This window comes from Roseivivax halodurans JCM 10272 (assembly GCF_000521785.1).
In the GTDB taxonomy this organism is placed as follows: domain Bacteria; phylum Pseudomonadota; class Alphaproteobacteria; order Rhodobacterales; family Rhodobacteraceae; genus Roseivivax; species Roseivivax halodurans.
In genome coordinates this window covers 77,592-99,146 of the sequence record NZ_JALZ01000006.1, presented here as the reverse complement: position 1 = coordinate 99,146, position 21,555 = coordinate 77,592, and the positions used below count along the sequence as shown (strand labels likewise).

The following is a 21,555-nucleotide window of genomic DNA, read 5'->3' as shown; positions in this document are numbered from 1 at the left end:
CGCTCGGCCGGGACGCGCCGATCCGGTCCGCCCGGCCCCCCAATCAGCTGTAGGCGCGCTCCACCCCTGCGGCGATGGCGTCGCGCATCTTCTTCTCGAGCGCCTTCTGCTTCTGCGACGAGTGCAGCTTCAGCCCGAACATGTCCTTCACATAGAAGCTGTCGACGACCTGCTCGCCGAAGGTCGCGATGACGGCGCTCGCGATGTAGATGTTCTGCGCCGCGAGCGTGCGGGTGAGATCGTAGAGAAGTCCGGGACGATCGCGGGTATCGACCTCGATGATGGTGTAGATTTCGGAGCCGTCATTGTCGAAGGTGATCGAGGTCGGCACCTTGAAGGCGCGTTCGCGCTTCTTGATCTTGTCCTTCGACTTCATCGCCTCGCGGGCCACGACCTCGCCCCGCAGGGTCTTGCGGATCATGTCGCGCAGGCGCGGCAGGCGCTCGGCCTCGTAGGGGCTGCCGTCGCCGTCCTGGATCCAGAACGCCGCGGTCGCGAAGCCGTCCTTGGTCGTGTAAGTCCGCGCGTCGACGACGTCGGCGCCGACGAGCGCCAGCGCCCCGGCGAGGCGCGAGAAGATGCCGGGATGGTCGACGAGCGCAAAGCAGACGCGCGTCGCGTCGCGGTCCTCGTCGGGGTGGATGTCGATGCGGATCTCGTCGGTCTCGATCCCGTTCAGAAGGCGGGCGAAGACTTCGTGCGCGGTGACGTGCAGGCCCTGCCAGTAGGGGTCGTAATGGCGCTCGATCTCGGTCTCGAGGTCGGCCTCGTCCCAGCCCGAAAGCCGCTCGCGCAGGAGCTTGACCGCCTCGGTGCCGCGGTTCTCGCGGTTGAGGTCCTCCATCCCGTTCTCGAGCCCGCGCCGCGTCTGGCGGTAGAGCGCGCGGAGCAGGGCGGCCTTCCAGTTGTTCCAAGTGGTGGGACCGACGCCGCGGATGTCGCAGACCGTGAGCAGGAGCAGCAGGTCCAGCCGTTCGCGGGTCTGGACGGCCTTGGCGAAATCGCGAACCGTCCGGGGATCGGCAATGTCGCGCTTCTGGGCCATGTCAGACATCAGCAGGTGATGGCGCACCAGCCACTCGACCTTGGCGCATTCGTCGGGATCGAGCCCAAGCCGCGGCGCCACCTTGCGCGCGATCTTGGCGCCGACGATGGAATGGTCCTCGTCCCGCCCCTTGCCGATGTCGTGCAACAAAAGGGCGACGTAGAGCACGCGGCGGTTCACCTCGCCCTCGAGGATCGAGGTCGCGACGGGAAGCTCCTCGACCAGCTTGTGCTCCTCGATCTCGGAGAGGTGCCAGATGCACTGGATGGTGTGCTCGTCCACCGTGTAGCTGTGATACATGTTGAACTGCATCATCGCCACAATGGGCTCGAATTCGGGGATGAAGGCGGCGAGCACGCCGACCTCGTTCATCCGCCGGAGTGCCCGGTCGGGGTTGCCGTGCTCGAGCAGCATGTCGAGGAAGATCGCGCTCGCTTCGGGCGACTGGCGCATCTCCTCGTCGATCAGCCGCAGATTCGCCTTGATGAGGCGGAGCGCGTCCGCGTGGATCAGAAGACCCGTGCGCAGAGCCTCCTGGTAGATCCGCAGGATGTTGAGCTTGTCCGAGAGGAACGCCTTCTCGTCCGCGAAGGTCAGCCGCCCGGCCGCGACCGTCCAGCCCGGGCCGGTTCGCGGCGTGCGCTTGAAGACGCGCATGAGCAAAGGCGGCTCCTTGCGCTGCTCGGCCTCGAGCGAGGTCAGCAGGATCCGTGTGAGATCGCCCACCGCGGTCGCGTGGCGGAAATAGGACTGCATGAAGACCTCGACGCCGCGGCGGCCCGCGCGATCCTCGAACCCCATCGCCGCCGCGACCTCGACCTGCAGATCGAAGGTGAGCTGCTCCATCGCACGGCCCGCGATGAGGTGCAGATGGCAGCGCACCGCCCAGAGGAAGGCCTCGGCCTTCACGAAGGTCTCGTGCTCGTCGGGTCGGAAGACGCCGTGTCGCACGAGTTCGGCGGTGTCGTCGGTGCGGTAGACGTATTTCGTGATCCAGAAGAGCGATTGCAGGTCGCGAAGCCCGCCCTTGCCTTCCTTCACGTTGGGCTCGACGAGGTAGCGCTGGCCGCCCTGCTTCTCGTGCCGGACATCGCGTTCGGCGAGCTTTGCCTCGACGAACTCGCGCTCCGTGCCTTGGAAGAGGTCGGACCAGAGCCGTTGCTCGAGCTCGTCGGCCAGCGGCTCGTGGCCGACAAGGTAGCGATGTTCGAGCATCGCGGTGCGGATGGTGAAATCCTCCGCCCCGAGCCGCAGGCAATCCTTCACCGTGCGCGAGGCGTGGCCGACCTTCAGCTTGAGGTCCCACAGGATGTAGAGCATCGATTCGATGACGCTCTCGGCCCAGGGCGTGATCTTGTAGGGCGTGAGGAACAGCAGATCGACATCGGAATGCGGAGCCATCGCGCCGCGGCCGTAGCCCCCGACGGCGAGCACCGCGATGCGCTCTCCCTGGGTCGGGTTCGGCCTGCGGTGCAGTGTTTGTGTCGCGACCTCCCAGGCGAGCGTCACGAGGCCGTCGGTCACCCAGGTGTAGCTGCGGATCGCCTCGCCCGAGGCGCGGGGCTTCTCCCGGAATGCCGTGGCAATTGCGTCTCGGCCGCGGTCGCGGGCCGCTCCGAGGATCTGCACGGTGGCGCGGCGTATGTCGGGCTCGCCGGACAGGTCTTCCAGCGCTGCGGCCAGCTCGGCGCGGACGGCGTCGAGGTCGAACACCGAAGCGGCCGGCGCGATCAGGTCGGGATCGCGTCCGGCCGCCGGTCTTGGGGTCAGGATGTCCTGCGTTTCGGTGGCCGGTTTAGAAACCGGCGCCGCGGAAGCCGCTCGGGGCTGGGTCAAGGATCACCACCTGCTGATTGCGCACCGTGGCGACGGCGAGGCCGCGCTCGTTGGTGCCGTCGGATCTCAGGCGGAATACACCGGTGGCACCCTGGAAACCAGAGTTCTGGGTGAGGGCGCGGGCGGAAAGTGCATCGGATCGTCCCTGTTCGGCCAGCGCGCCGATGGCCGCGATGCCGTCGAAGGCGAGCCCGGCGAGCGGGTGCGGGGCGGCGCCGTAAGCACTCCGGTAACGGCTTTCGAAGGATTGCGAGGCACCTTGCGAGGGCAGTGCGAACCACGCTCCTTCGATGCCGGGGAGGCTGAAGCCGTCCGGACGGGTGTCCCAGCGCGTAAGGCCCATGTACTGGACCGCACCGGGCGCGAGGCCCTGGTCCGGGCCGAGCTGCAGCACCACCGACAGTCCTCCCTCCCAAGTATCGGTCAGGAAGAGCGCTTCGGCCTGGTCATTGTCGACCAGCGGCTTCACGCGCCCGAGCGCCGCCGAGAGGCTGTCAGCGTTCAGCTGGTAGCCCTCCGCAGCGACCACGCGGGCGCCGTTTCGGCTCGCGGCGGACTGGATCGCGTTGCGGCCGACCTGGCCGGGGACGTTGTCGGTGTAGAGCACCGCGAGGTCGTCGACCCCGTTGCGAGCGCCGTAGGAGACGAGGCGGTCGGCGGTGTTCTCGAAGGTTGAGCCGAGCAGGAAGAGGTTGCCGCCCGCGATCTGCGTGTTGTTGGAGAACGTCAGAACGTTCACGCCCTCGTCCGCCACCGCCACGGCCGCGGCATTCGCCGCCTCGCCGTAGAGCGGCCCGAGGATCACGCCCGCACCCTCGTCGACGGCCCGCTGCGCCACTGCCGCCGCGGTCTGGGTGTTGCCCGCGGTGTCGTAGACCCGAAGGTCGATCTGAGCCCCGTCGAGGTCTGCGATGGCAAGGCGCGCGGCGTTCTCGAGGCTGCGCGCGATGTTGGCGGCGTTCGCGTCCGATTGCGGCACCAGGAGCGCGACCGGGACCGGCTCGCTGGTGTCGATGCCGGGGCCGGAGCTGATGTTGGGCAGCGGGACGGCGTCGCAGGCGGCAAGCGCGGTCAGCGCGAGCGCGCCGGCCGCCCGGGCAATCGCCTTGCGGGCAGGGGCGAGTTGGGCAAACATATGTGGAGGGCTCCCTCGATCTTGGATTGTCGTGCGCGGGCCGCCGAACACCGCGCGATTTTGACGCACAGTGTAGAGCAGGCCGAGGAGTCGTCCAATCATGAATCCCCCCCATGGCGAGGTTGCGCCGGGCCTTACTCTCGTGTCCACCCCCATCGGAAACGCGCGCGACATCACGCTGCGCGCGCTCGATGTTTTGGCTGCGGCCGACGTGCTCGTCGCCGAGGATACGCGGTCTCTGAAACGGCTGATGGAAATCCACGGTATCGGCCTCGGGAGCCGACCGTGCCTCTCCTATCACGAGCACAACGGCGCCAAGATGCGGCCCCGGATCATGGCCGAGCTCGAGGCCGGCCGGTCAGTCGTCTACTGCTCTGAGGCCGGAACGCCGCTCATCTCGGATCCGGGCTTCGACCTCGTCCGTGCCGCCCGCGAAGCGGGCCATGCCGTTACGGCAGCGCCCGGCGCGTCCGCTGCGGTGACCGGGCTGACGCTGTCGGGGCTGCCGAGCGACCGGTTTCTCTTCGCGGGCTTCCTGCCGAACGCCAAGGGCGCGCGTGACAAGGCGCTCGCCGAATTGCGCGAGGTGCCGGCGACGCTGATCTTCTACGAATCGCCCAAACGGCTCGGCGCGACGCTTGCAGCCGCCGCGCGGGTCCTGGGAGACCGGCCGGCGACGATGGCGCGCGAGCTGACCAAACGTTTCGAGGAGGTGCGCACCGGCACGCTCGAGAGCCTCGCGGCGGAGTATGCGGGTGCCCCTCCGAAGGGCGAAGTCGTTCTTCTGGTGGGACGGGGGCGTTCAGCGGACGTTAGCGAAGAGGAAATAGACCAGGCCCTGGACGAGGCGCTTGAGGAGATGTCGGTGCGCGATGCGGCCGATCACGTCTCGGGCGTGTTCGGTGTGGCGCGCCGTCCCGTCTATCAGAAGGCGATGCAGAGGAGGCGCGATGCAGAGTGACGCCGCTTGCAGAGGGACGCGGAGGGCGCGGAGTTTCGAGGCCGGGCGTTCGGCGGAATTCACCGTCGCGCAGGATTATGCGCGCCGGGGCCATGCGGTCGTCGACACGCGGTGGCGCGGCGAGGCTGGCGAAATCGACCTGATCGTTCGCGACGGCGAGGGGTTCATCTTCGTCGAAGTGAAGAAGAGCCGGTCCTTCGAGAATGCGGCGGTTCGGCTCGGGCGCCGTCAGATGGATCGGATCTGCCGCACGGCGGGCGAATTCTGCGAGGGTGAACCGCTTGGCGCCCTGACCGCGATGCGTTTCGACGTCGCGCTGGTCGACGGGCAGGGGCTTGTGAAGGTGATCGAGAACGCCTTCGGCGAAAGCTGAGACGCATTGCCTCCCCGCGCGCGCTGCCCCATCTAGGGATCGACCAGAGCCGCGAGGAATTCCATGAAGATCGCCTTTCAGATGGACCCGATCGGGCCCGTCAACATCGACGCCGACAGCACCTTCCGGATCGCGGAGGAGGCGCAGGCCCGCGGTCACGAGCTGTTCTACTACACGCCCGATCACCTCGCCTACGAGGAAGGGCGCATCACTGCACGCGGGCAATCACTGAAGGTACAGCGCGAGCGCGGCAATCACGCCACGCTCGGCGAGATGACTCATGTGGATCTCGCCGATTTCGACGTGGTCTGGCTGCGGCAGGACCCGCCATTCGACATGCACTATATCACCACGACCCATCTGCTCGAAAGGCTCGGGCCGGGCACGCTTGTGGTGAACGATCCCTTCTGGGTCAGGAACTCTCCCGAGAAGCTGCTCGTCCTCAACTTCCCCGATCTCACGCCGCCGACCACGATCGCGCGCGATCTCGAGACCCTGAAGGCGTTCCGGGAGAGGCACGGCGACGTGATCCTCAAGCCCCTCTACGGCAATGGCGGCGCGGGCATCTTCAAGCTGGGCGCCGACGACAGGAACCTGACGTCCCTGCACGAGATGTTCACCGGCTTCTCGCGCGAGCCGCTCATCGTGCAGAAATTCCTGCCCGACGTGACCAAGGGCGATAAGCGCATCATCCTCGTCGACGGAGAGGCGGTCGGTGCGATCAACCGCGTGCCCGCGAAGGGTGAGGTACGCTCCAACATGCATGTGGGCGGCCGCCCCGAGAAGGTCTCGCTCACCGAGCGCGATCACGAGATCTGCGCTGCCATCGGCCCGACGCTGCGGGAAAAGGGCCAGATCTTCGTCGGCATCGACGTGATCGGCAACTGGCTGACGGAAATCAACGTCACCTCCCCGACCGGCATTCAGGAACTGGAACGGTTCGACGGCATTAACATCACACAGCGCATCTGGGAGGCCATCGAGGCAAAACGACGATCATGAGCTGGCAATCGAAGCTTCTGGGATTCCACATGCGCGCGCTGGTCAAGCCGTATCTCGCGCGCATCGAGGATCCCGGGGTGTTCGCTCACGACGCAGGCCAGATGAACCTCTTCCTCAGGCCGCCTCCCTTCATGCGCCGGTTCTCGCGGCCTGACGGGCTGACCTGGATTTCCGCGGGGCCGGTCGCAGAGGGCAAGGCGGTCCTCTACTTCCACGGCGGCGCCTACGTGGCGGGATCGCCGGAAAACTACGCCGGGCCCCTCGCCAAACTTTCGGATCGCTGCGGCATTGAGGTTTGCGCTCCGCGCTACCGCCTCGCGCCCGAACATCCCTTCCCGGCGGCCTATCACGACGCGAAGCGGGCCTGGCGCAATCTGCGGCGGCTCGGCTATGCGCCCGAGGATATCGTGATCGGCGGCGACAGCGCGGGCGGAGGGCTCGCGCTCGCGCTCCTGTCGAAGCTCTGTCTGCGCGGCACGCCGCCGCGCGCGGCCTTCGCCTTTTCGCCGTGGACCGATCTTGCGCTGACGGGCGACAGCATCCGCGAGAATGCCGAGGCCGACGTCATGCTGCCGGGGGAGCGGCTCGAGGACGTTGTCGAGCTCTTTCTAGGCCGTCATCGCAGGACCGATCCCCGTGCCTCGCCGCTCTATGCCGCGTTCCCGAACTGCCCGCCGGTGCTGCTGCAATACGGCGAAGGAGAGATCCTGCGCGACGATTCCCGCCGAATGGCGGAACGGCTCCGCGCCTACGGAGCAGAGGTGACCGAGGAGGTCCTGCCGGATGTGCCACATGTCTGGCAGATCCTCGACGGCTGGATCCCCGAGGCGCGCGCCAGCCTTCAGAGCGCGGCGAACTTCATTCAATCCTCGCTCGACGCGAAGGCAAGCCGGTAGGACAAGGCCTCCGCGACATGCGGGCCGCTCACACCGTCGCTGCCCTCGAGATCGGCGATCGTTCGCGCCACGCGTATGACCCTGTGATACCCGCGCGCCGATAGCCCCAGCCGGTCCGCGGCCCGGGTCAGCAAGGCCTTCCCGGCGGCATCCGGCATGATCGTCTCGAGCATGCCACCTTGCGCATCGGCATTGGTGTAGGCCCCCGGCGCGTTCGCAAAACGGGCGGCCTGAACCGATCGGGCCTCCGACACCCGCGCCGCCACTTCGACCGAGGACGGCCCCGATGCCGGCAGGTCGAGATCCGTGTAGGCGACGGGGGGGCACCTCGACGCGGAGATCGAACCGGTCCATCAGCGGTCCCGAGATCCGCGCCATGTAATCCTCGCCGCAGATCGGCGCGCGGGAGCAGGCGCGTCCGGGTTCCGCAAGATGGCCGCATTTGCAGGGGTTTGCAGCCGCGATCAGCAGGAATCGGCAAGGATAGCGGATATGCGCGTTGGCGCGGGCGACCATGACCTCTCCGGTCTCGATTGGCTGGCGCAGCGTCTCGAGCACTTGGCGCGGGAATTCCGGGAACTCGTCCATGAAGAGGACGCCGTTATGCGCGAGGCTGATCTCACCCGGCTTGGCCCCCCGTCCACCGCCGATGATCGCCGCCTGGCTCGCCGTGTGGTGCGGCTCGCGGAACGGGCGTTCGCGCGAGATACCTCCCTCGTCGAGAAGGCCGGCGAGCGAATGGATCATCGATGTCTCGAGCGCCTCGAGAGGGGAAAGCAACGGGAGGAGCCCCGGCATACGCGCCGCGAGCATCGACTTTCCCGATCCCGGCGATCCCACCATCATCAAATGATGGCGGCCCGCCGCCGCGATCTCGAGCGCCCGCTTGGCTTTCTCCTGCCCCTTCACGTCCCGAAGATCGCGTATGGAGGCAGGGGGCGCGACTTCGCCGGCCTCACAGGGGGCGAGCACGGCCTGACCGGTGAAATGCTTGATCACGTCAAGCAGCGATCCGGCCCCGATGACCCTGCAGGCATCGACCCACGCAGCCTCGGCTCCGCATGCTTTGGGACATAGCAGCTGGCGGCCCTCCTCGGCGGCGGTCATTGCCGCGGGCAGGGCGCCGATCACCGGGACGAGCTGACCGCCGAGGGAGAGCTCTCCGAGCGCCAGCGTCCCCGCAACCGCGTCGAGGGGAACGACGTCGAGCGCCGCAAGCAGGGCGAGAGCAATCGGCAGATCGAAATGCGAGCCCTCCTTCGGCAGATCGGCTGGCGAGAGGTTCACAGTGATCTTCTTCGAGGGCAGGGCGACCGACATCGAGGCAAGCGCCGCGCGGACGCGGTCTCGCGCCTCGCTCACCGCCTTGTCCGGCAGGCCGACCAGAGAAAAGCCGGGGAGACCGGGCGTGATGGCGCATTGCACTTCGACGAGGCGCGCCTCGACGCCCTCGAACGCAACTGTGTAAGCCTGAGCGACCATGTCTCCCCCGCAACCGCCCGCCAGACTGACAGCAACAAGGTTATCGGGCGGTTAACGCCTTGCTTTTGTAAAAGGCAGCGTCATCTTTTCCTGACAGATGCGCACTAGCGCGCCGGAAGAAGCGGCAGGAACCCGCTCGAAAAGGTGCGCAAGTCACGAGACCGCGATGGTCTTGTGTCGCAGGATCGCGCGGTTCCGCAACTTTCTATGCAACCTTTACTGATCCGGCGGCGTTCCGCTCACGTATACGAGTACGAGAGGCCAACCTGAGCTGACTATCGTACCTGACACGGGGAGCGACCATGGCACTTGAAGCATTCAACGATCAGACCCTGTCACGCCGCGCCATGAAGGCCGAGTTGCTGGACGCCGAAACGGAACTCAGACTTGCCTATGCATGGCGTGACGAGCGGTGCGAAAAGTCGCTTCACCGCCTGATCAACGCTTACATGCGCCTCGCCATCTCGATGGCATCGAAGTTCAAGCGCTACGGCGCGCCCATGAACGATCTCATCCAGGAAGCGGGCCTCGGCCTTATGAAGGCTGCCGACAAGTTCGACCCCGACCGCGGCGTGCGCTTCTCGACCTACGCGGTGTGGTGGATCAAGGCGTCGATCCAGGATTACGTGATGCGCAACTGGTCGATGGTACGCACCGGGTCGACCTCCTCGCAGAAATCGCTGTTCTTCAACATGCGCCGGGTGCAGGCGAGGCTCGAGCGTGAGGCCGCCGCATCGGGCGAGACGCTCGACCGGCACCAGCTGCGCCAGCTCATCTCGACCGAAATCGGCGTGCCACTGCACGATGTCGAGATGATGGAAGGGCGCCTTTCCGGCTCCGACTATTCGCTCAACGCGACGCAATCGGTGGACGACGAGGGCCGCGAATGGATCGACGCGCTCGAGGACGAGGCCGATCAGGCCTCCGAGCTCGTCGAGAATACCCACGACATCGCACGTCTGCGCGAGTGGCTCCTGTCGGCGATGAACGCTCTCAACGACCGCGAGCGCTTCATCGTGCGGGAGCGGAAGCTGCGCGACGAGGCGCGGACGCTCGAAAGCCTCGGCAACGAGCTGGGTCTGTCGAAGGAGCGTGTCCGCCAGCTCGAGGCGGCGGCGTTCCAGAAGATGCGCCGCTCGCTCGAGACGCAATCTCGCGAAGTTCACGCCTTCCTCGCGTGATCCGCGCCATTTTGACACTTGCTGTCCTGGGACCCGTGGCCGCCGCCGCGGGTCCCGTCACGTTCGAGGGGGCGGACATCGTCTTTCTCGGAGAGCAGCACGACAATCCGGCTCACCACGCCCGTCAGGCAGAACTCGTGGCCGAGATCGCTCCGACGGCGCTCGTGTTCGAGATGCTGACGCCCGATCAGGCAGCGGCCGCGCCCGGGGCACGGGGCGACGAGGCAAGCCTCGAAGCCGCTCTCGGCTGGGCGGAGAGCGGATGGCCCGACTTCTCGCTCTACTGGCCGATCTTTGCAGCGGCACCCGAGGCGGCGATCTACGGCGCGGCCGTCCCTCGGGAGGCTGCGCGCTCGGCGATGGACGGACCGATCTCGGACACGTTTGGCCCGGACGCAGCGGATTGGGGGCTGACGGAGACGCTCCCCGACGAGCAACAGGTCGCGCGTGAAGCCCTTCAGGCCGAGGCGCATTGCAACGCGCTCCCTGACGAGATGCTGCCGGTGATGGTCGAGATCCAGCGTCTCCGGGACGCGGTCATCGCACGCGCCGCCCTGGGCGCGCTCCGCGAGACCGGCGGTCCGGTCGCCGTGATAACGGGCAACGGACACGCGCGGCTCGACTGGGGCGCGCCCTCCTATCTCGGGCGCGTCGCGCCCGATGTGACGGTCGCATCCCTCGGGCAGGGCGAGCGCGCGCACGGGGATCCCGAGGGCGAGTTCGACCTCGTCGAGATCGGCCCGGATGTCGACCGCGGCGATCCCTGCGCGGAGTTCCGCGAGGGCTGAGCCGCCTTGCCCCGGACCGGCGCGCGGCCTAGGGTCCGCCGCGTCGAAGAACGGGGGCCGGCGATGTTGGCAGGAAAGCGCATCCTATTGGTGATCGGAGGCGGCATCGCCGCCTTCAAGACGCTCGAGCTGATCCGCCGCCTGCGCGACCGCGGCGCGGCCGTCACCCCCGTCATGACCCGCGCGGCCGAGGAATTCGTGACGCCGCTCTCGGTCGCCGCGCTGGCGGGTGAGGAGGTGCATCGCGATCTCTTCGACCTCACCAAGGAGGCGGAGATGGGGCATATCCAGCTCAGCCGCGTCGCCGATCTCGTCGTGGTCGCCCCGGCCACGGCCGACCTGATGGCCAAGATGGCGCAGGGCCATGCCGACGATCTGGCATCGACGCTGCTGATGGCGACCGACACCCGCGTGATGATCGCCCCCGCCATGAACGTGCGCATGTGGGAACATGCCGCAACCCGACGCAACCGCGAGATCCTGGCAAAGGACGGCGTGCTGAGCGTCGGGCCGAACGACGGCTCGATGGCCTGCGGGGAGTTCGGCCCGGGGCGGATGGCCGAACCGCTCGAGATCCTCTCCGCCATCGACGCGGCGCTTGGCGACGGACCGCTTGCGGGCAAGCGCATCGTCGTGACGTCCGGCCCGACACATGAGCCCATTGATCCCGTCCGCTATATCGCCAACCGATCGTCGGGAGCGCAGGGGGCCGCGATCGGCCGGGCGCTCGTCGGCATGGGCGCGCAGGTGACCTTCGTGACCGGCCCGGCCGCCGTCCCGCCGCCCGACGGCGTGGAGGTGATCCGGGTCGAGACTGCGCGCCAGATGCGCGACGCCACCCTCAGCGCGCTGCCGGCCGATGCCGCGATTTTCGCGGCGGCAGTCGCCGACTGGCGCGTGGCTTCGGAATCCGCGACAAAGATCAAGAAGGGGCCAGACGGCGCCCCGATCCTCGAATTCGCCGAGAACCCCGACATCCTCAGGGAAGTGTCCCACCTCGAAACCGGCCGCCCGCGGCTCGTCATCGGCTTTGCGGCCGAGACCCATGACGTGATCCGCCACGCGACCGAAAAACGGTCCCGCAAGGGCTGCGACTGGATCCTCGCCAACGATGTCTCGCCCGCCACCGGGATCATGGGCGGCTCGGAGAACGCGGTGACGCTGATCACCGAATCCGGTGCCGAGACCTGGGATCGCATGACCAAGGACGCCGTCGCGATGGCGCTCGGCACACGCATCGCCGAGGCTCTCGCATGAGGGGGGTGGAGATCGGGTTCCTCTGGGACGAGGGCGCGGACCGGACGCTCGGACTTCCGACTTACGCGACGCGCGGAGCCGCGGGAGCCGACCTGCGCGCGAACCTGCCCGATGGCGGGCACCTGGAGCTTGAACCCGGCGCGCGGAACCTCGTGCCGACGGGGCTGCGGCTGGTGATCCCCGAGGGTTACGAGGCCCAGATCCGGCCCCGCTCCGGACTGGCGCTCAAGCACGGGATCACGCTGCCGAATTCGCCCGGCACCATCGACAGCGATTACCGCGGCCCGCTCGGCGTCATCGTGATGAATGCCGGGAGCGAGGCCTTCCGCATCACGCACGGCGACCGGATCGCGCAGATTGTCTTCGCGCCGGTGGTGAAGGTCCGTTTTTCCGAGATCGACACACTGGACGAGACCGCGCGCGGCACGGGCGGCTTCGGCTCCACGGGCGCGGCCTGATGCTCTTCGTCCTGATCCTCGCCGCGGCGATCTGGTTCGGGGGAAAACGCCTGAGCCAGCCGGTGCAGGCGCGGCTCTACATGCTCGGCCTCCTCTACGTGCTAATCCTGGTGGTGAACGTGCTCCTGCCGCCCGGACATCCTTTGCGCGAAGCGACCGGCGGCAGCGCGGGGGAATGGCTTGTCCTTGGCGGCCTCGCGCTGCTGGTGCTGGCCTACCGGCAGATCCTCAAGCGCGTGAAGGCGCGCGCCGCCGACAACGAGGCGGAAGTGGCTGCGGAGGAAGCTGAGGCGAAACCGCAAAAGCCGGGGACCTTCGGGACGGCAGAGCTCGACCGCTATGCCCGCCACATCGTCCTGCGTGAGATCGGCGGGCCCGGGCAGAAGGCCCTTCGCGAGGCGCGCGTTCTGGTCCTCGGCGCGGGCGGGCTCGGTGCGCCGGCGCTGCAATATCTCGCGGCCGCCGGGGTCGGGACGATCGGGGTGATCGACGACGATTTGGTCGAGAACGCCAACCTCCAGCGCCAGGTGATCCACCGCGACGCCGATATCGGCATGCCCAAGGTCTTCTCCGCCGAGGCCGCCATGCGCGCCCAGAACCCCCATGTGACGATCCGCCCCTACAACCGACGCTTCGAAGACGGCATCGCCGCGGATCTTGTGGCCGATTACGACCTCGTTCTCGACGGGACGGACAATTTCGATACCCGCTACCTCGTGAACCGCGTCGCGGCCGCAGCCGGCAAGCCGCTGGTATCAGGTGCACTCAGCCAGTGGGAGGGCCAGCTTTCGGTGTTCGACCCGGCAGCGGGAGGCCCCTGTTATCAATGCGTCTTTCCCGCACGTCCGGCGCCGGGCCTCGCTCCCTCCTGCGCGGAGGCGGGGGTGCTCGGCCCGCTGCCCGGGGTCGTCGGGGCCATGATGGCGGTCGAAGCCGTGAAGCTCGTGACGGGCGCCGGGGCGCCGCTCCGGGGCGAGATGCTGATCTACGACGCGCTCTGGGGCGAGACGCGGAAGATCGCCCTCAAGCGACGGGACGATTGCCCGGTCTGCGGCGTTCCACCGGCCTGACCGGGACACGTTCGATGCGGCATCATCGTGCGTCCGAAGGGTGATATCCTGCTCTGGCGGGGAATTGCAGGTTGGACTTGCACCTGCGCTATGGCAGGTGAGGCGCGATCTGCTGGAGGCCCCACATGACCGACGCGCCCGCCCCCGACGATATCGCCCTCTATTTCACCCGGTCGGACGGAACCTATCTTTGCGCGCGATGGGGTCGTCCGATCGCACCGGTGGTGTTCGGGGTCGAGGACGCGACCCTCGCCACCGTCAAGGGCGCGTTCGAGGCGGTGGCCGAGCTGGCGGGTCACGAGATCGCCGAGACCGATCCCGAGCTCGGCTCGAACGTCATGATGTTCTTCTTCCGCGACTGGCAGGAGCTTCTGGGCGTGCCCAACCTCGACCGGCTGATCGAGGGACTCGGGCCGCTGGTCGAGCGCCTCGAGGCGGCGGATGCGAACCAGTACCGGGTTTTCCGTTTCGACGATCAGGGTGCGATCCGCGCCTGTTTCGTCTTCCTGCGCGTGGACGAGGAGCTCTCCAAGGTCTCCGCGGACACGCTGGCTCTGTCGCAGGTGGTGCAGACCATGCTGCTCTGGTCCGATCTGGCATTCACCGAACGTTCGCCGCTTGCGCGGCTGGAGGACGGGCGCACGGTTCTGAAGCCGGAGGTCGCCGCCATCTTGCGTGCCGCCTACGATCCGGTCATGCCCGCGGTGGCGCGCGACACCTCCCATGCCCTCCGCCTTCATGCCCGGCTGACCGCCGGCAGACTGGCCTGAGCCCTCCAAGGAGACCCGACGATGATGCCCCACGAATTCCGCGTTCAGGTCTATTACGAGGACACCGACATGGGCGGCATCGTCTACCATGCCAATTACCTCAAATACATCGAACGGGCGCGCTCGGCGTGGGTGCGCGACCTCGGCATCGACCAGAACGCCATGCGCGAGCAGGGGATCGTCTTCGTGGTGCGGCGGGTCGAGGCGGATTTCCTCGGGCCGGCCAAGCTCGATGACGAGCTCATCGTCAAGACCGAAACGGTGAGCGTCTCCGGCGCGCGGCTCGTGATGTCGCAAGAGGTGACGCGAACCGGGAAACCTCTCTTCCGGGCAGAGGTCACCGCGGTTTGCGCCACTTTGTCCGGCCAGCCGGTACGTCTTCCGGCGGAGATCCGCCAAAAAGTCCATTGAGTCGCCGGGGCTTTTCCGCGTTCGCTTACGACATCGTGTTGGCCGCGCCGTCGCATTTCGTGTAGAGCCGTGCTTAAGGCGGCCCGGCAGAGGCCGATCACGAGACAAAGAGCAGGCACATGGAAACCGAAGCACTCCAGGCGGCGTCGCAGGTCGATTTCTCGATGTGGGCGCTGTTTGCCCGCGCCACGCTGACCGTCAAGCTGGTCATGCTGGCGCTGATCCTCGCGTCCTTCTGGTCGTGGGCGATCATCATCCAGAAGATCATCACCTTCCGCGCCGCGCGCCGCGAGGCGGCCCGGTTCGACCGCGCCTTCTGGTCCGGCGATCCGCTCGACGAACTCTTCGACCAGATCGGCCCGGAGCCGCGCGGGCGCTCGGAGCGGGTCTTTGCCGCGGGAATGTCGGAATGGCGCCGCTCGCACCGGGACGACGGCGCGCTTATCGCCGGGGCGCAGGCGCGGATCGACAGGTCGATGGACGTCGCCGTGCAGAAGGAAGCCGAGGATCTGCAAAGCGGGCTCGGCGTGCTCGCGACCGTCGGGTCCGTGTCGCCCTTCGTCGGCCTCTTCGGCACCGTCTTCGGCATCATGAACGCCTTCATCGAGATCGCCGAGCAGCAGAACACCAACCTCGCCGTGGTGGCGCCGGGCATCGCCGAGGCGCTGCTGGCCACTGGCCTCGGCCTGCTCGCGGCGATTCCCGCGGTCATCTTCTACAACAAACTCTCTACCGACGCGGACAGGCTGGTCGGCGGCTACGAGGCTTTCTCCGACGAGTTCTCGACCATTCTCTCGCGCCAGCTGGACGGCTGACATGGCGGCGAGTGTCATCAAGAAGGGCGGGAGCGGCGGACGGCGAAGGCGCAACAGCCGCGGCCGCGCGCAGCCCATGGCCGAGATCAACGTCACGCCCTTCGTGGACGTGATGCTGGTTCTCCTGATCATCTTCATGGTCGCGGCGCCGCTGTTGACCGTCGGCGTGCCGGTGGAGCTTCCGAAGACCGCCGCGACCGCGCTTCCCTCCGACAACGAGGAGCCGCTGACCGTGACGGTCGAGGCCGACGGCACCGTGACGATCATGACCACCGAAGTGGCGCGGGAAGAGCTTGTGGGGCGTCTGCGGGCCATCGCGGCCGAACGATCTGACGACCGAGTCTATCTGCGCGCCGACGGTGCGGTCTCCTACAGGGACGTGGCCGAGGTCATGGGCGCGCTCAACGCGGGCGGTTTCGCCTCGATCGGGCTCGTGACCGATATCGGGGGACCAGCGCTCGACGACGGCCCGCGGCTCGGCGCGCCCGAGAGCGAAGGCAACTGAGGGGCGGCCCATGCACACGGGCCATTACATCTCGGGCGGGGCGCATGCCGCCCTGATCCTCTGGGTCCTGTTCGGGGGCGTGTTCCGCTCCGAGCCGGATCCGGCGGAGGTGCGCGAGGTCTCGGTAATCTCGGAAGAGGAATTCGCCGCGCTGACCGAGCGCAGCCAGCCTCCCGAAGCGGATCAGGACGTGGACGCACCACCCGAGCCGGAGGCAGGGGAGACCGCACCGCCGCCAGAACCGGAGCCAGAACCGCAGCCCGAGCCGGAGCCGGAGAGCCCGCCCGAACCCGAGGCCGAGGCGCCGGACACGCCGCCTGCGCCCGAGCCACCGGCGCCCGAACCGCAGCCGCAGCCCGACACGCCGGAGGTATCCGACACACCCACGCCGCCACCGGCGCCGCGGGTTGCGCCCGATCCCGTTCCGCAGCCCGAACCCGACGCGGAGGTGGCCGAGGACGTGCAGGACAGCGTCGAGCCCGAGCCCGCGGAGGAAGTCTCTCCCGAGCCACCGCAGGAGGCGACCGCGCCCGAAGCCGCGACCTCCGAGATCGTGACCGAGGCCGAGGAGCCCGCCCGCGCGCCCGACAGCTCGGCCCGTCCCCGGACCCGGCCGAACCGGCCCACTCCGGAGCCGGAACCCGAACCGCGGACCGCCGAAGCTTCCGAACCGGAGCCCACGCCCGAGCCGGAACCGGAGCCGCAGGAGCCAGAGCCCGAGACCGATACCGGTGTGTCGGGCGTCGACGCCGCGCTCGCCGAGGCGCTCGGCGGGGGCGGCACGACCGATCCCGAACCCGACGTGCCGACCGGTCCGCCGATGAGCTCGGGCGAGAGGGATGCGTTCCGCGTCGCGGTGCAGCGCTGCTGGGTCGTCGATGTCGGCAGTCAGGCGGCGAACGTGACCATTACCGTGGGCATGGACATGCAGCAGAACGGTCAGGTGGTCTCGAACTCGATCGAACAGCTGAGCGCCTCGGGCGGCAACGCGCAGGCGGTCGAGACCGCGTTCCAGGCCGCGCGCCGCGCGATCCTGCGCTGCCAGGGGAACGGCTACGACCTGCCGCCCGAGAAATACGGGCAGTGGGACCGGATCGAGATCACCTTCGACCCCTCCGGGATGCGCCTGCGGTGAAAGTTGCTATCGCATACCGCACCCCGCGCAGGGCAGGAGGGGGCCGCGCTTCGGCGCGCAGCCGGTTCCAATCCGGGGCGCGCATCCCTACCGTTCCGCCAACCGGGCCTTGGGTGACAGGCCCGGCCAGAAAGGGTGACATATGAGACAGATCCTCTCCGGCATCGCTGCCGCCTTCCTCCTCGCGCTGACCGCCTGGCCGGCCTCCGCGCAGGACGGCCCGCTGCGCATCGACATCACCGAGGGCGTGATCGAGCCCGTGCCCGTCGCGCTTCCGCAATTCATCGCCGAAACGGCGGGAGCGGAGGAGATGGCGCGGCAGGTCACTCAGGTCATCGCCGAAGATCTCACCGGGACCGGCCTCTTCCGCCGGATCCCGCAGGAGGCCTTCATCTCGTCGGTGTCGAGCTTCTCGAGCCCGGTGCAATATGCCGACTGGAAGGCGATCAACGCCCAGGCGCTGGTCACCGGTGCCATCAGCGTCGAGGGCGGGCGCGTCGTCGCCAAGTTCCGCCTCTACGACGTGTTCGCGGGCACCGAGATGGGCGAGGGCATGCAGTTCGCCGCAACCGACAGCGGCTGGCGCAGGCTCGCCCACAAGGTCGCCGACCAGGTCTATTCCCGCATCACCGGCGAGGCAGGCTATTTCGACAGCCGCGTCGTCTTCGTGTCCGAAAGCGGCCCCAAGGACGAGCGCGCCAAGCGGATCGCGGTCATGGATTACGACGGCGCCAACGTGCAGTACCTCACCGACAGCGGGGCGATCGTCCTCGCGCCGCGCTTTTCGCCGGACGGCAACCGGGTGATCTACACCAGCTACCAGACCGGCAGCCCGCGCATCCACATGCTGAACGTGGGCGACGTGCAGAGCCGCGTGCTGCCCGCGCAGTCGGGGCAGATGAGCTTTTCGCCGCGCTTCACCCCGAACGGGCAGAGCCTGCTCTACTCGGCGACGACGGGCTCGAATACCGACATCTACCGCATGGACATCTCGTCGGGGTCGACCTCGGCGATCACCTCGGGCCCCGCCATCGAGACCGCGCCGTCCTTCTCGCCCGACGGCAGCCGCATCGTCTTCGAGAGCGACCGCTCGGGCACCCAGCAGCTTTACGTGATGCCCGCGAACGGCGGCGAGCCGCAGCGGATCAGCTTCGGTCCGGGGCGCTACGGCACGCCGGTCTGGTCGCCGCGCGGGGACCTCATCGCCTTCACCAAGCAGAATGCGGGGCGTTTCCACATCGGCGTGATGCGCATCGACGGCTCGGAAGAGCGGCTTCTGACGGCGTCCTTCCTCGACGAGAGCCCGACCTGGGCCCCGAACGGGCGTGTGCTGATGTTCGCCCGCGAGACGCAGGGCGCGCAGGGCACCTCGTCGCTCTATTCGGTCGACATTTCGGGGCGGAACCTCAAGCGCGTGCCGACGCCCGACGGTGCCTCCGACCCGAGCTGGGGGCCGCTGCAGTGACGGATCGACGGAGCCTTTCCGGCCCGGACAGGCTCCGTCACGTTCCCGTGCGTCCTGCCATACGGCGCGGGCGACATTCCCAAGCGAATCCGGCTGTGATACGGTCCGGCAAAACCCGAGCAGGACAGTGACAATGACCCATCTGACCAAGGCCCTTCTTCTCTCGACGGCGCTTCTGGCGGCCGCGTGCACCAATCCCGACCGCTTCGGCGGCGCCGGGGCAGGTGGTGCGGGCGCCGGCGGGATGGCCGGAGCGGGCGCGGGCGGCATCGTCCCGGGCAGCGCGAACGATCCGCAATCGCCGGCCTATTTCAACCAGACCATCGGCGACCGCGTTCTCTTTGCGGTCGACCAGTCGACGCTCTCACCCGAAGCGCAGGCGACGCTCGACGGGCAGGCGCAGTGGCTCCAGCGCAATGCCGACTACCTCGCCGTAATCGAGGGGCATGCGGACGAGCAGGGCACCCGCGAGTACAACATCGCGCTCGGCGCACGCCGGGCGAGCGCCGTGATGGAGTACCTCATCGCCAACGGCGTCGCCGCGAACCGCCTGCGCACCGTGAGCTACGGCAAGGAGCGCCCGATCGAGGTCTGTTCCACCGAGGCCTGCTATTCCAAGAACCGCCGGGCGGTGACCGTCATCTCCTTCGGCACCGCCGGCGCCATCAGCTGATCGAGGGCCGCATGAGCCGTATCGCCGCGTTCCTTCTGTCCACCGTCCTGCTCGCATCGCCCGTGGCGGCGCAGGACGGCCAGACGCTTGCCGACATCCGCCAGGACGTCTCGGCGCTTTCCTACGAGTTGCAGAGACTGAAGCGCGAGCTCTCGACGACGGGGACCTCTTCGGTGAACGTCGCCGGCTCCACGCTCGATCGGGTGAACCAGATCGAGCAGGCGCTTCAGGATCTCACCGGTCGGACGGAGGAGATCGAAAACCGCATCGAACGGGTCGTTCAGGACGGCTCCAATCGGATCGGCGACCTCAAGTTCCGGCTTTGCGAGCTCGAAGAGGGCTGCGATATCGGTTCGCTCGATACCGAGGATCCGCTGGGCGGTGCCGCACCGGCCGGAAGCGCGGCGGGCGGTGGCGGTGCCGCGACGCCGACACCCGCACCGCAGACTGATGCGGGCAATACCGGAGGCGCGGATAGTGGGGCTCCGCTGCCGCTCTCCGATCCCGACCTGCAGCTCGCCGCCGCCGAGGAGCAGGATTACCGCCGCGCCCGCGCGGCGCTCGAGGCGGGCGACTACCAATCCGCGGCAGACCAGTTCGAGGCGTTCCGCACGACATACCCCGGCGGGCCGCTCGATGCCGCGGCGCTGCTCGGACGGGGACAAGCGCTCGAAGGGCTCGACAACACACGCGAGGCGGCGCGCGCCTATCTCGACGTCTATTCGGGCTATCCCGACACGCCCGTGGCGCCCGAGGCGCTCTGGCGGCTCGGTGCGGCGCTCGGCGAGCTCGGCTCCACCCGAGAGGCCTGCGTGACGCTTGCGGAAGTGCCGAACCGGTATCCCGGCAGCGATGCCGTCGCCCGGGCACAGGAGGCGAGGTCCGGCCTCTCCTGCCAGTGACCGAAACTCTCGAGACGCGGTTTGCGTCCGAGATGGGCCGTCTCCTCGGCCCGGATTTCCCGAGCGAGATCGGACTCGCCGTATCGGGCGGAGGCGACAGCATGGCGATGCTGGCGCTCGCACATGGCTGGGCGCGCGTCTTCGGCATCCGTCTCTGGGTGGTGACCATCGACCACGGATTGCGTGCGGACAGCGCGTCCGAGGCCGAGATGGTGGCGCGGGAATGCGCTCTTCTTGGTCATTCCCATGCGATCCTGCGCTGGCACTGGTCCGGGCAGGGGAACGTGATGGATGCGGCCCGGCGCGCCCGTCTGAGGCTGATCGACGGCTGGCGCGGACGGCTCGTCCATGTCGCCATGGCGCATACGCGCGACGACCTGGCCGAGACCTTTCTGATGCGCCTCGCCCGCGGAGCCGGGGTGGACGGGCTGGCGGCGATGAAGAGCGCTCGCCGGATCGTGCCAGAGGCCGGGGGCACGGCAGAGCCGCGTCAGGCGGGCTGGCCGCCCGAAGTCCCCGCGCCGGGCTCGGCCTTTACCCTGATCCGGCCCTGCCTCGGGATGGGGCGCGAGGAGCTTCGCCACTACAACCGGACGCTCAAGGTGCCCTGGGTGGACGATCCGACGAACGCCGATCCCGACTACGAGCGCGCGCGCATCCGGGCGGCGCTGCCGGCAGTCGCGGAGGCCGGGATTGATGTCGCGGCGCTGGCCGACGCCGCCAATCGCCTCGGGCGCGCCCGGGAGGCGCTGAAACGCCGCGCATCCGAGGCGGCGGAGCGCATTTCGAGCGCTCCCACATCGCAGGGCGTACCGACCGGTGAGCTGCATTTCGACCGCGACTCCTTCGCCGCGCTCGACCGCGAAACCCAAGCGCGTCTCCTCGTCGGGGCGCTTCGCTGGGTCGCGGGCGGCGACTACAAACCACGCGCCGCGCCGCTCGAGGCTCTGCTCGACCGGCTGCTCTCCGGCGGCGGCGGCACCCTTGCGGGTTGCGAGGCGGGTTGCGACAGATCCGCCCTGTGGGTCGCGCGCGAGCCTGCCGCGGTGAAGGGCCTCAGCGCGGCGGCGGGCGCGCTCTGGGACGGGCGGTGGCGCCTCTCCGGCAGCGCTGCGGAGGGCTTGGAGGTGCGCGCCCTCGGAGAGGAGGGCTGGCAGCAAGTCCCGGAAAAGCCCGCAGATGTCCCGCCGCACCGCCGGGCGAGGGCGCTGCCTGCGCTCTGGGACGGGGACAGGCTGGTGGCCTCGGTGCATCTGGGGGTCGGACCCGGTCACGATGTCGAAATTTTGCCGCGAAGGGGAGCCAACCGCTTTGCGGATTTCCTGCTTTCGGATTGAACGCCCCGCCCTGATCCTTATGTTGGCGTGATACGAGGCTGCCACGGGCGGCCCCAAA

Annotated in this window: 20 protein-coding genes and 1 pseudogene; 18 read left to right on the top strand and 3 right to left on the bottom strand. The window is 68.3% G+C overall.

Translation table 11 applies throughout. The features are described 5' to 3' along the window. Positions 1-43: 43 nt before the first annotated feature. Both OCH239_RS07720 and OCH239_RS07715 read right to left on the bottom strand, forming a co-directional pair. The gene (locus OCH239_RS07720) at positions 44-2,881 is read right to left on the bottom strand and encodes a [protein-PII] uridylyltransferase (protein WP_084782264.1); all 2,838 of its coding nucleotides are present in this window, start codon (positions 2,879-2,881) and stop codon (positions 44-46) included. Continuing rightward, positions 2,841-4,016 (bottom strand): penicillin-binding protein activator, encoded by a 1,176-nt coding sequence (locus OCH239_RS07715; RefSeq protein WP_037260658.1) that lies wholly within the window; start codon positions 4,014-4,016, stop codon positions 2,841-2,843. The genes OCH239_RS07720 and OCH239_RS07715 overlap by 41 nt, the downstream gene beginning before the upstream one ends. Positions 4,017-4,116: 100 nt before the next feature. Between OCH239_RS07715 and rsmI the strand changes: the two genes are divergently transcribed. From rsmI to OCH239_RS07695, 4 genes are all read left to right on the top strand, one after another. Next, positions 4,117-4,977, top strand: a complete 861-nt coding sequence (rsmI, locus tag OCH239_RS07710) for a 16S rRNA (cytidine(1402)-2'-O)-methyltransferase (protein ID WP_037260656.1) — start codon at positions 4,117-4,119, stop codon at positions 4,975-4,977. Beyond that, positions 4,967-5,350, top strand: a complete 384-nt coding sequence (locus OCH239_RS07705) for a YraN family protein (RefSeq protein WP_037260654.1) — start codon at positions 4,967-4,969, stop codon at positions 5,348-5,350. The genes rsmI and OCH239_RS07705 overlap by 11 nt, the downstream gene beginning before the upstream one ends. Before the next feature lie 63 nt (positions 5,351-5,413). Further along, a complete protein-coding gene (gene gshB, locus OCH239_RS07700) occupies positions 5,414-6,352 on the top strand; it encodes a glutathione synthase (protein WP_037260652.1) in 939 nt (312 codons plus the stop codon). Further along, complete coding sequence (locus OCH239_RS07695; protein ID WP_037260650.1) at positions 6,349-7,248, top strand: alpha/beta hydrolase; 900 nt, start codon at positions 6,349-6,351, stop codon at positions 7,246-7,248. The genes gshB and OCH239_RS07695 overlap by 4 nt, the downstream gene beginning before the upstream one ends. Here OCH239_RS07695 and OCH239_RS07690 read toward each other — a convergent pair. Beyond that, positions 7,215-8,730, bottom strand: a pseudogene (locus OCH239_RS07690) (YifB family Mg chelatase-like AAA ATPase). The gene OCH239_RS07695 and the pseudogene OCH239_RS07690 sit on opposite strands and share 34 nt — an antisense overlap. Positions 8,731-9,032: 302 nt before the next feature. On the opposite strand from OCH239_RS07690, the gene OCH239_RS07685 reads away from it, so the two are divergent. The 14 genes from OCH239_RS07685 (at position 9,033) to tilS (ending at position 21,497) form a co-directional block, all read left to right on the top strand. Then, positions 9,033-9,911, top strand: coding sequence for an RNA polymerase factor sigma-32 (locus tag OCH239_RS07685; protein ID WP_037260648.1), 879 nt, complete (start codon positions 9,033-9,035; stop codon positions 9,909-9,911). 35 nt (positions 9,912-9,946) lie between these two features. Beyond that, positions 9,947-10,699 (top strand): ChaN family lipoprotein, encoded by a 753-nt coding sequence (locus tag OCH239_RS07680; RefSeq protein ID WP_244430323.1) that lies wholly within the window; start codon positions 9,947-9,949, stop codon positions 10,697-10,699. 63 nt (positions 10,700-10,762) lie between these two features. Further along, positions 10,763-11,956 carry a bifunctional phosphopantothenoylcysteine decarboxylase/phosphopantothenate--cysteine ligase CoaBC gene (gene coaBC, locus OCH239_RS07675; protein WP_037260646.1) on the top strand — a complete coding sequence of 398 codons (1,194 nt, stop codon included), beginning with the start codon at positions 10,763-10,765 and terminating at the stop codon, positions 11,954-11,956. Further along, positions 11,953-12,414: a dUTP diphosphatase gene (dut, locus tag OCH239_RS07670; protein WP_037260644.1), complete on the top strand. Its 462-nt coding sequence runs from the start codon at positions 11,953-11,955 to the stop codon at positions 12,412-12,414. Before coaBC ends, dut begins: the two co-directional genes overlap by 4 nt. Next, the gene (locus OCH239_RS07665; RefSeq protein WP_037260643.1) at positions 12,414-13,484 is read left to right on the top strand and encodes a HesA/MoeB/ThiF family protein; all 1,071 of its coding nucleotides are present in this window, start codon (positions 12,414-12,416) and stop codon (positions 13,482-13,484) included. Before dut ends, OCH239_RS07665 begins: the two co-directional genes overlap by 1 nt. Before the next feature lie 125 nt (positions 13,485-13,609). After that, positions 13,610-14,254: a hypothetical protein gene (locus tag OCH239_RS07660; protein WP_037260641.1), complete on the top strand. Its 645-nt coding sequence runs from the start codon at positions 13,610-13,612 to the stop codon at positions 14,252-14,254. 24 nt (positions 14,255-14,278) lie between these two features. Next, positions 14,279-14,665 carry a tol-pal system-associated acyl-CoA thioesterase gene (gene ybgC, locus OCH239_RS07655; RefSeq protein ID WP_037260892.1) on the top strand — a complete coding sequence of 129 codons (387 nt, stop codon included), beginning with the start codon at positions 14,279-14,281 and terminating at the stop codon, positions 14,663-14,665. A 119-nt stretch (positions 14,666-14,784) separates the two neighbouring features. After that, positions 14,785-15,480, top strand: a complete 696-nt coding sequence (gene tolQ / locus OCH239_RS07650) for a protein TolQ (protein WP_037260639.1) — start codon at positions 14,785-14,787, stop codon at positions 15,478-15,480. A 1-nt stretch (position 15,481) separates the two neighbouring features. Further along, on the top strand, positions 15,482-15,985 hold the full coding sequence (gene tolR / locus OCH239_RS07645) for a protein TolR (RefSeq protein ID WP_037260635.1): 504 nt from the start codon (positions 15,482-15,484) through the stop codon (positions 15,983-15,985). A gap of 10 nt (positions 15,986-15,995) precedes the next feature. Beyond that, positions 15,996-17,120, top strand: a complete 1,125-nt coding sequence (locus tag OCH239_RS07640; protein ID WP_037260632.1) for a hypothetical protein — start codon at positions 15,996-15,998, stop codon at positions 17,118-17,120. 142 nt (positions 17,121-17,262) lie between these two features. Beyond that, complete coding sequence (tolB, locus tag OCH239_RS07635) at positions 17,263-18,585, top strand: Tol-Pal system beta propeller repeat protein TolB (protein ID WP_051489356.1); 1,323 nt, start codon at positions 17,263-17,265, stop codon at positions 18,583-18,585. Positions 18,586-18,718: 133 nt separating this feature from the next. Next, positions 18,719-19,258, top strand: coding sequence for a peptidoglycan-associated lipoprotein Pal (gene pal / locus OCH239_RS07630; protein WP_037260629.1), 540 nt, complete (start codon positions 18,719-18,721; stop codon positions 19,256-19,258). A gap of 11 nt (positions 19,259-19,269) precedes the next feature. Then, positions 19,270-20,160, top strand: coding sequence for a tol-pal system protein YbgF (gene ybgF / locus OCH239_RS07625; RefSeq protein WP_037260626.1), 891 nt, complete (start codon positions 19,270-19,272; stop codon positions 20,158-20,160). After that, positions 20,157-21,497, top strand: coding sequence for a tRNA lysidine(34) synthetase TilS (tilS, locus tag OCH239_RS07620; RefSeq protein ID WP_037260625.1), 1,341 nt, complete (start codon positions 20,157-20,159; stop codon positions 21,495-21,497). Before ybgF ends, tilS begins: the two co-directional genes overlap by 4 nt. Positions 21,498-21,555: the final 58 nt, after the last annotated feature.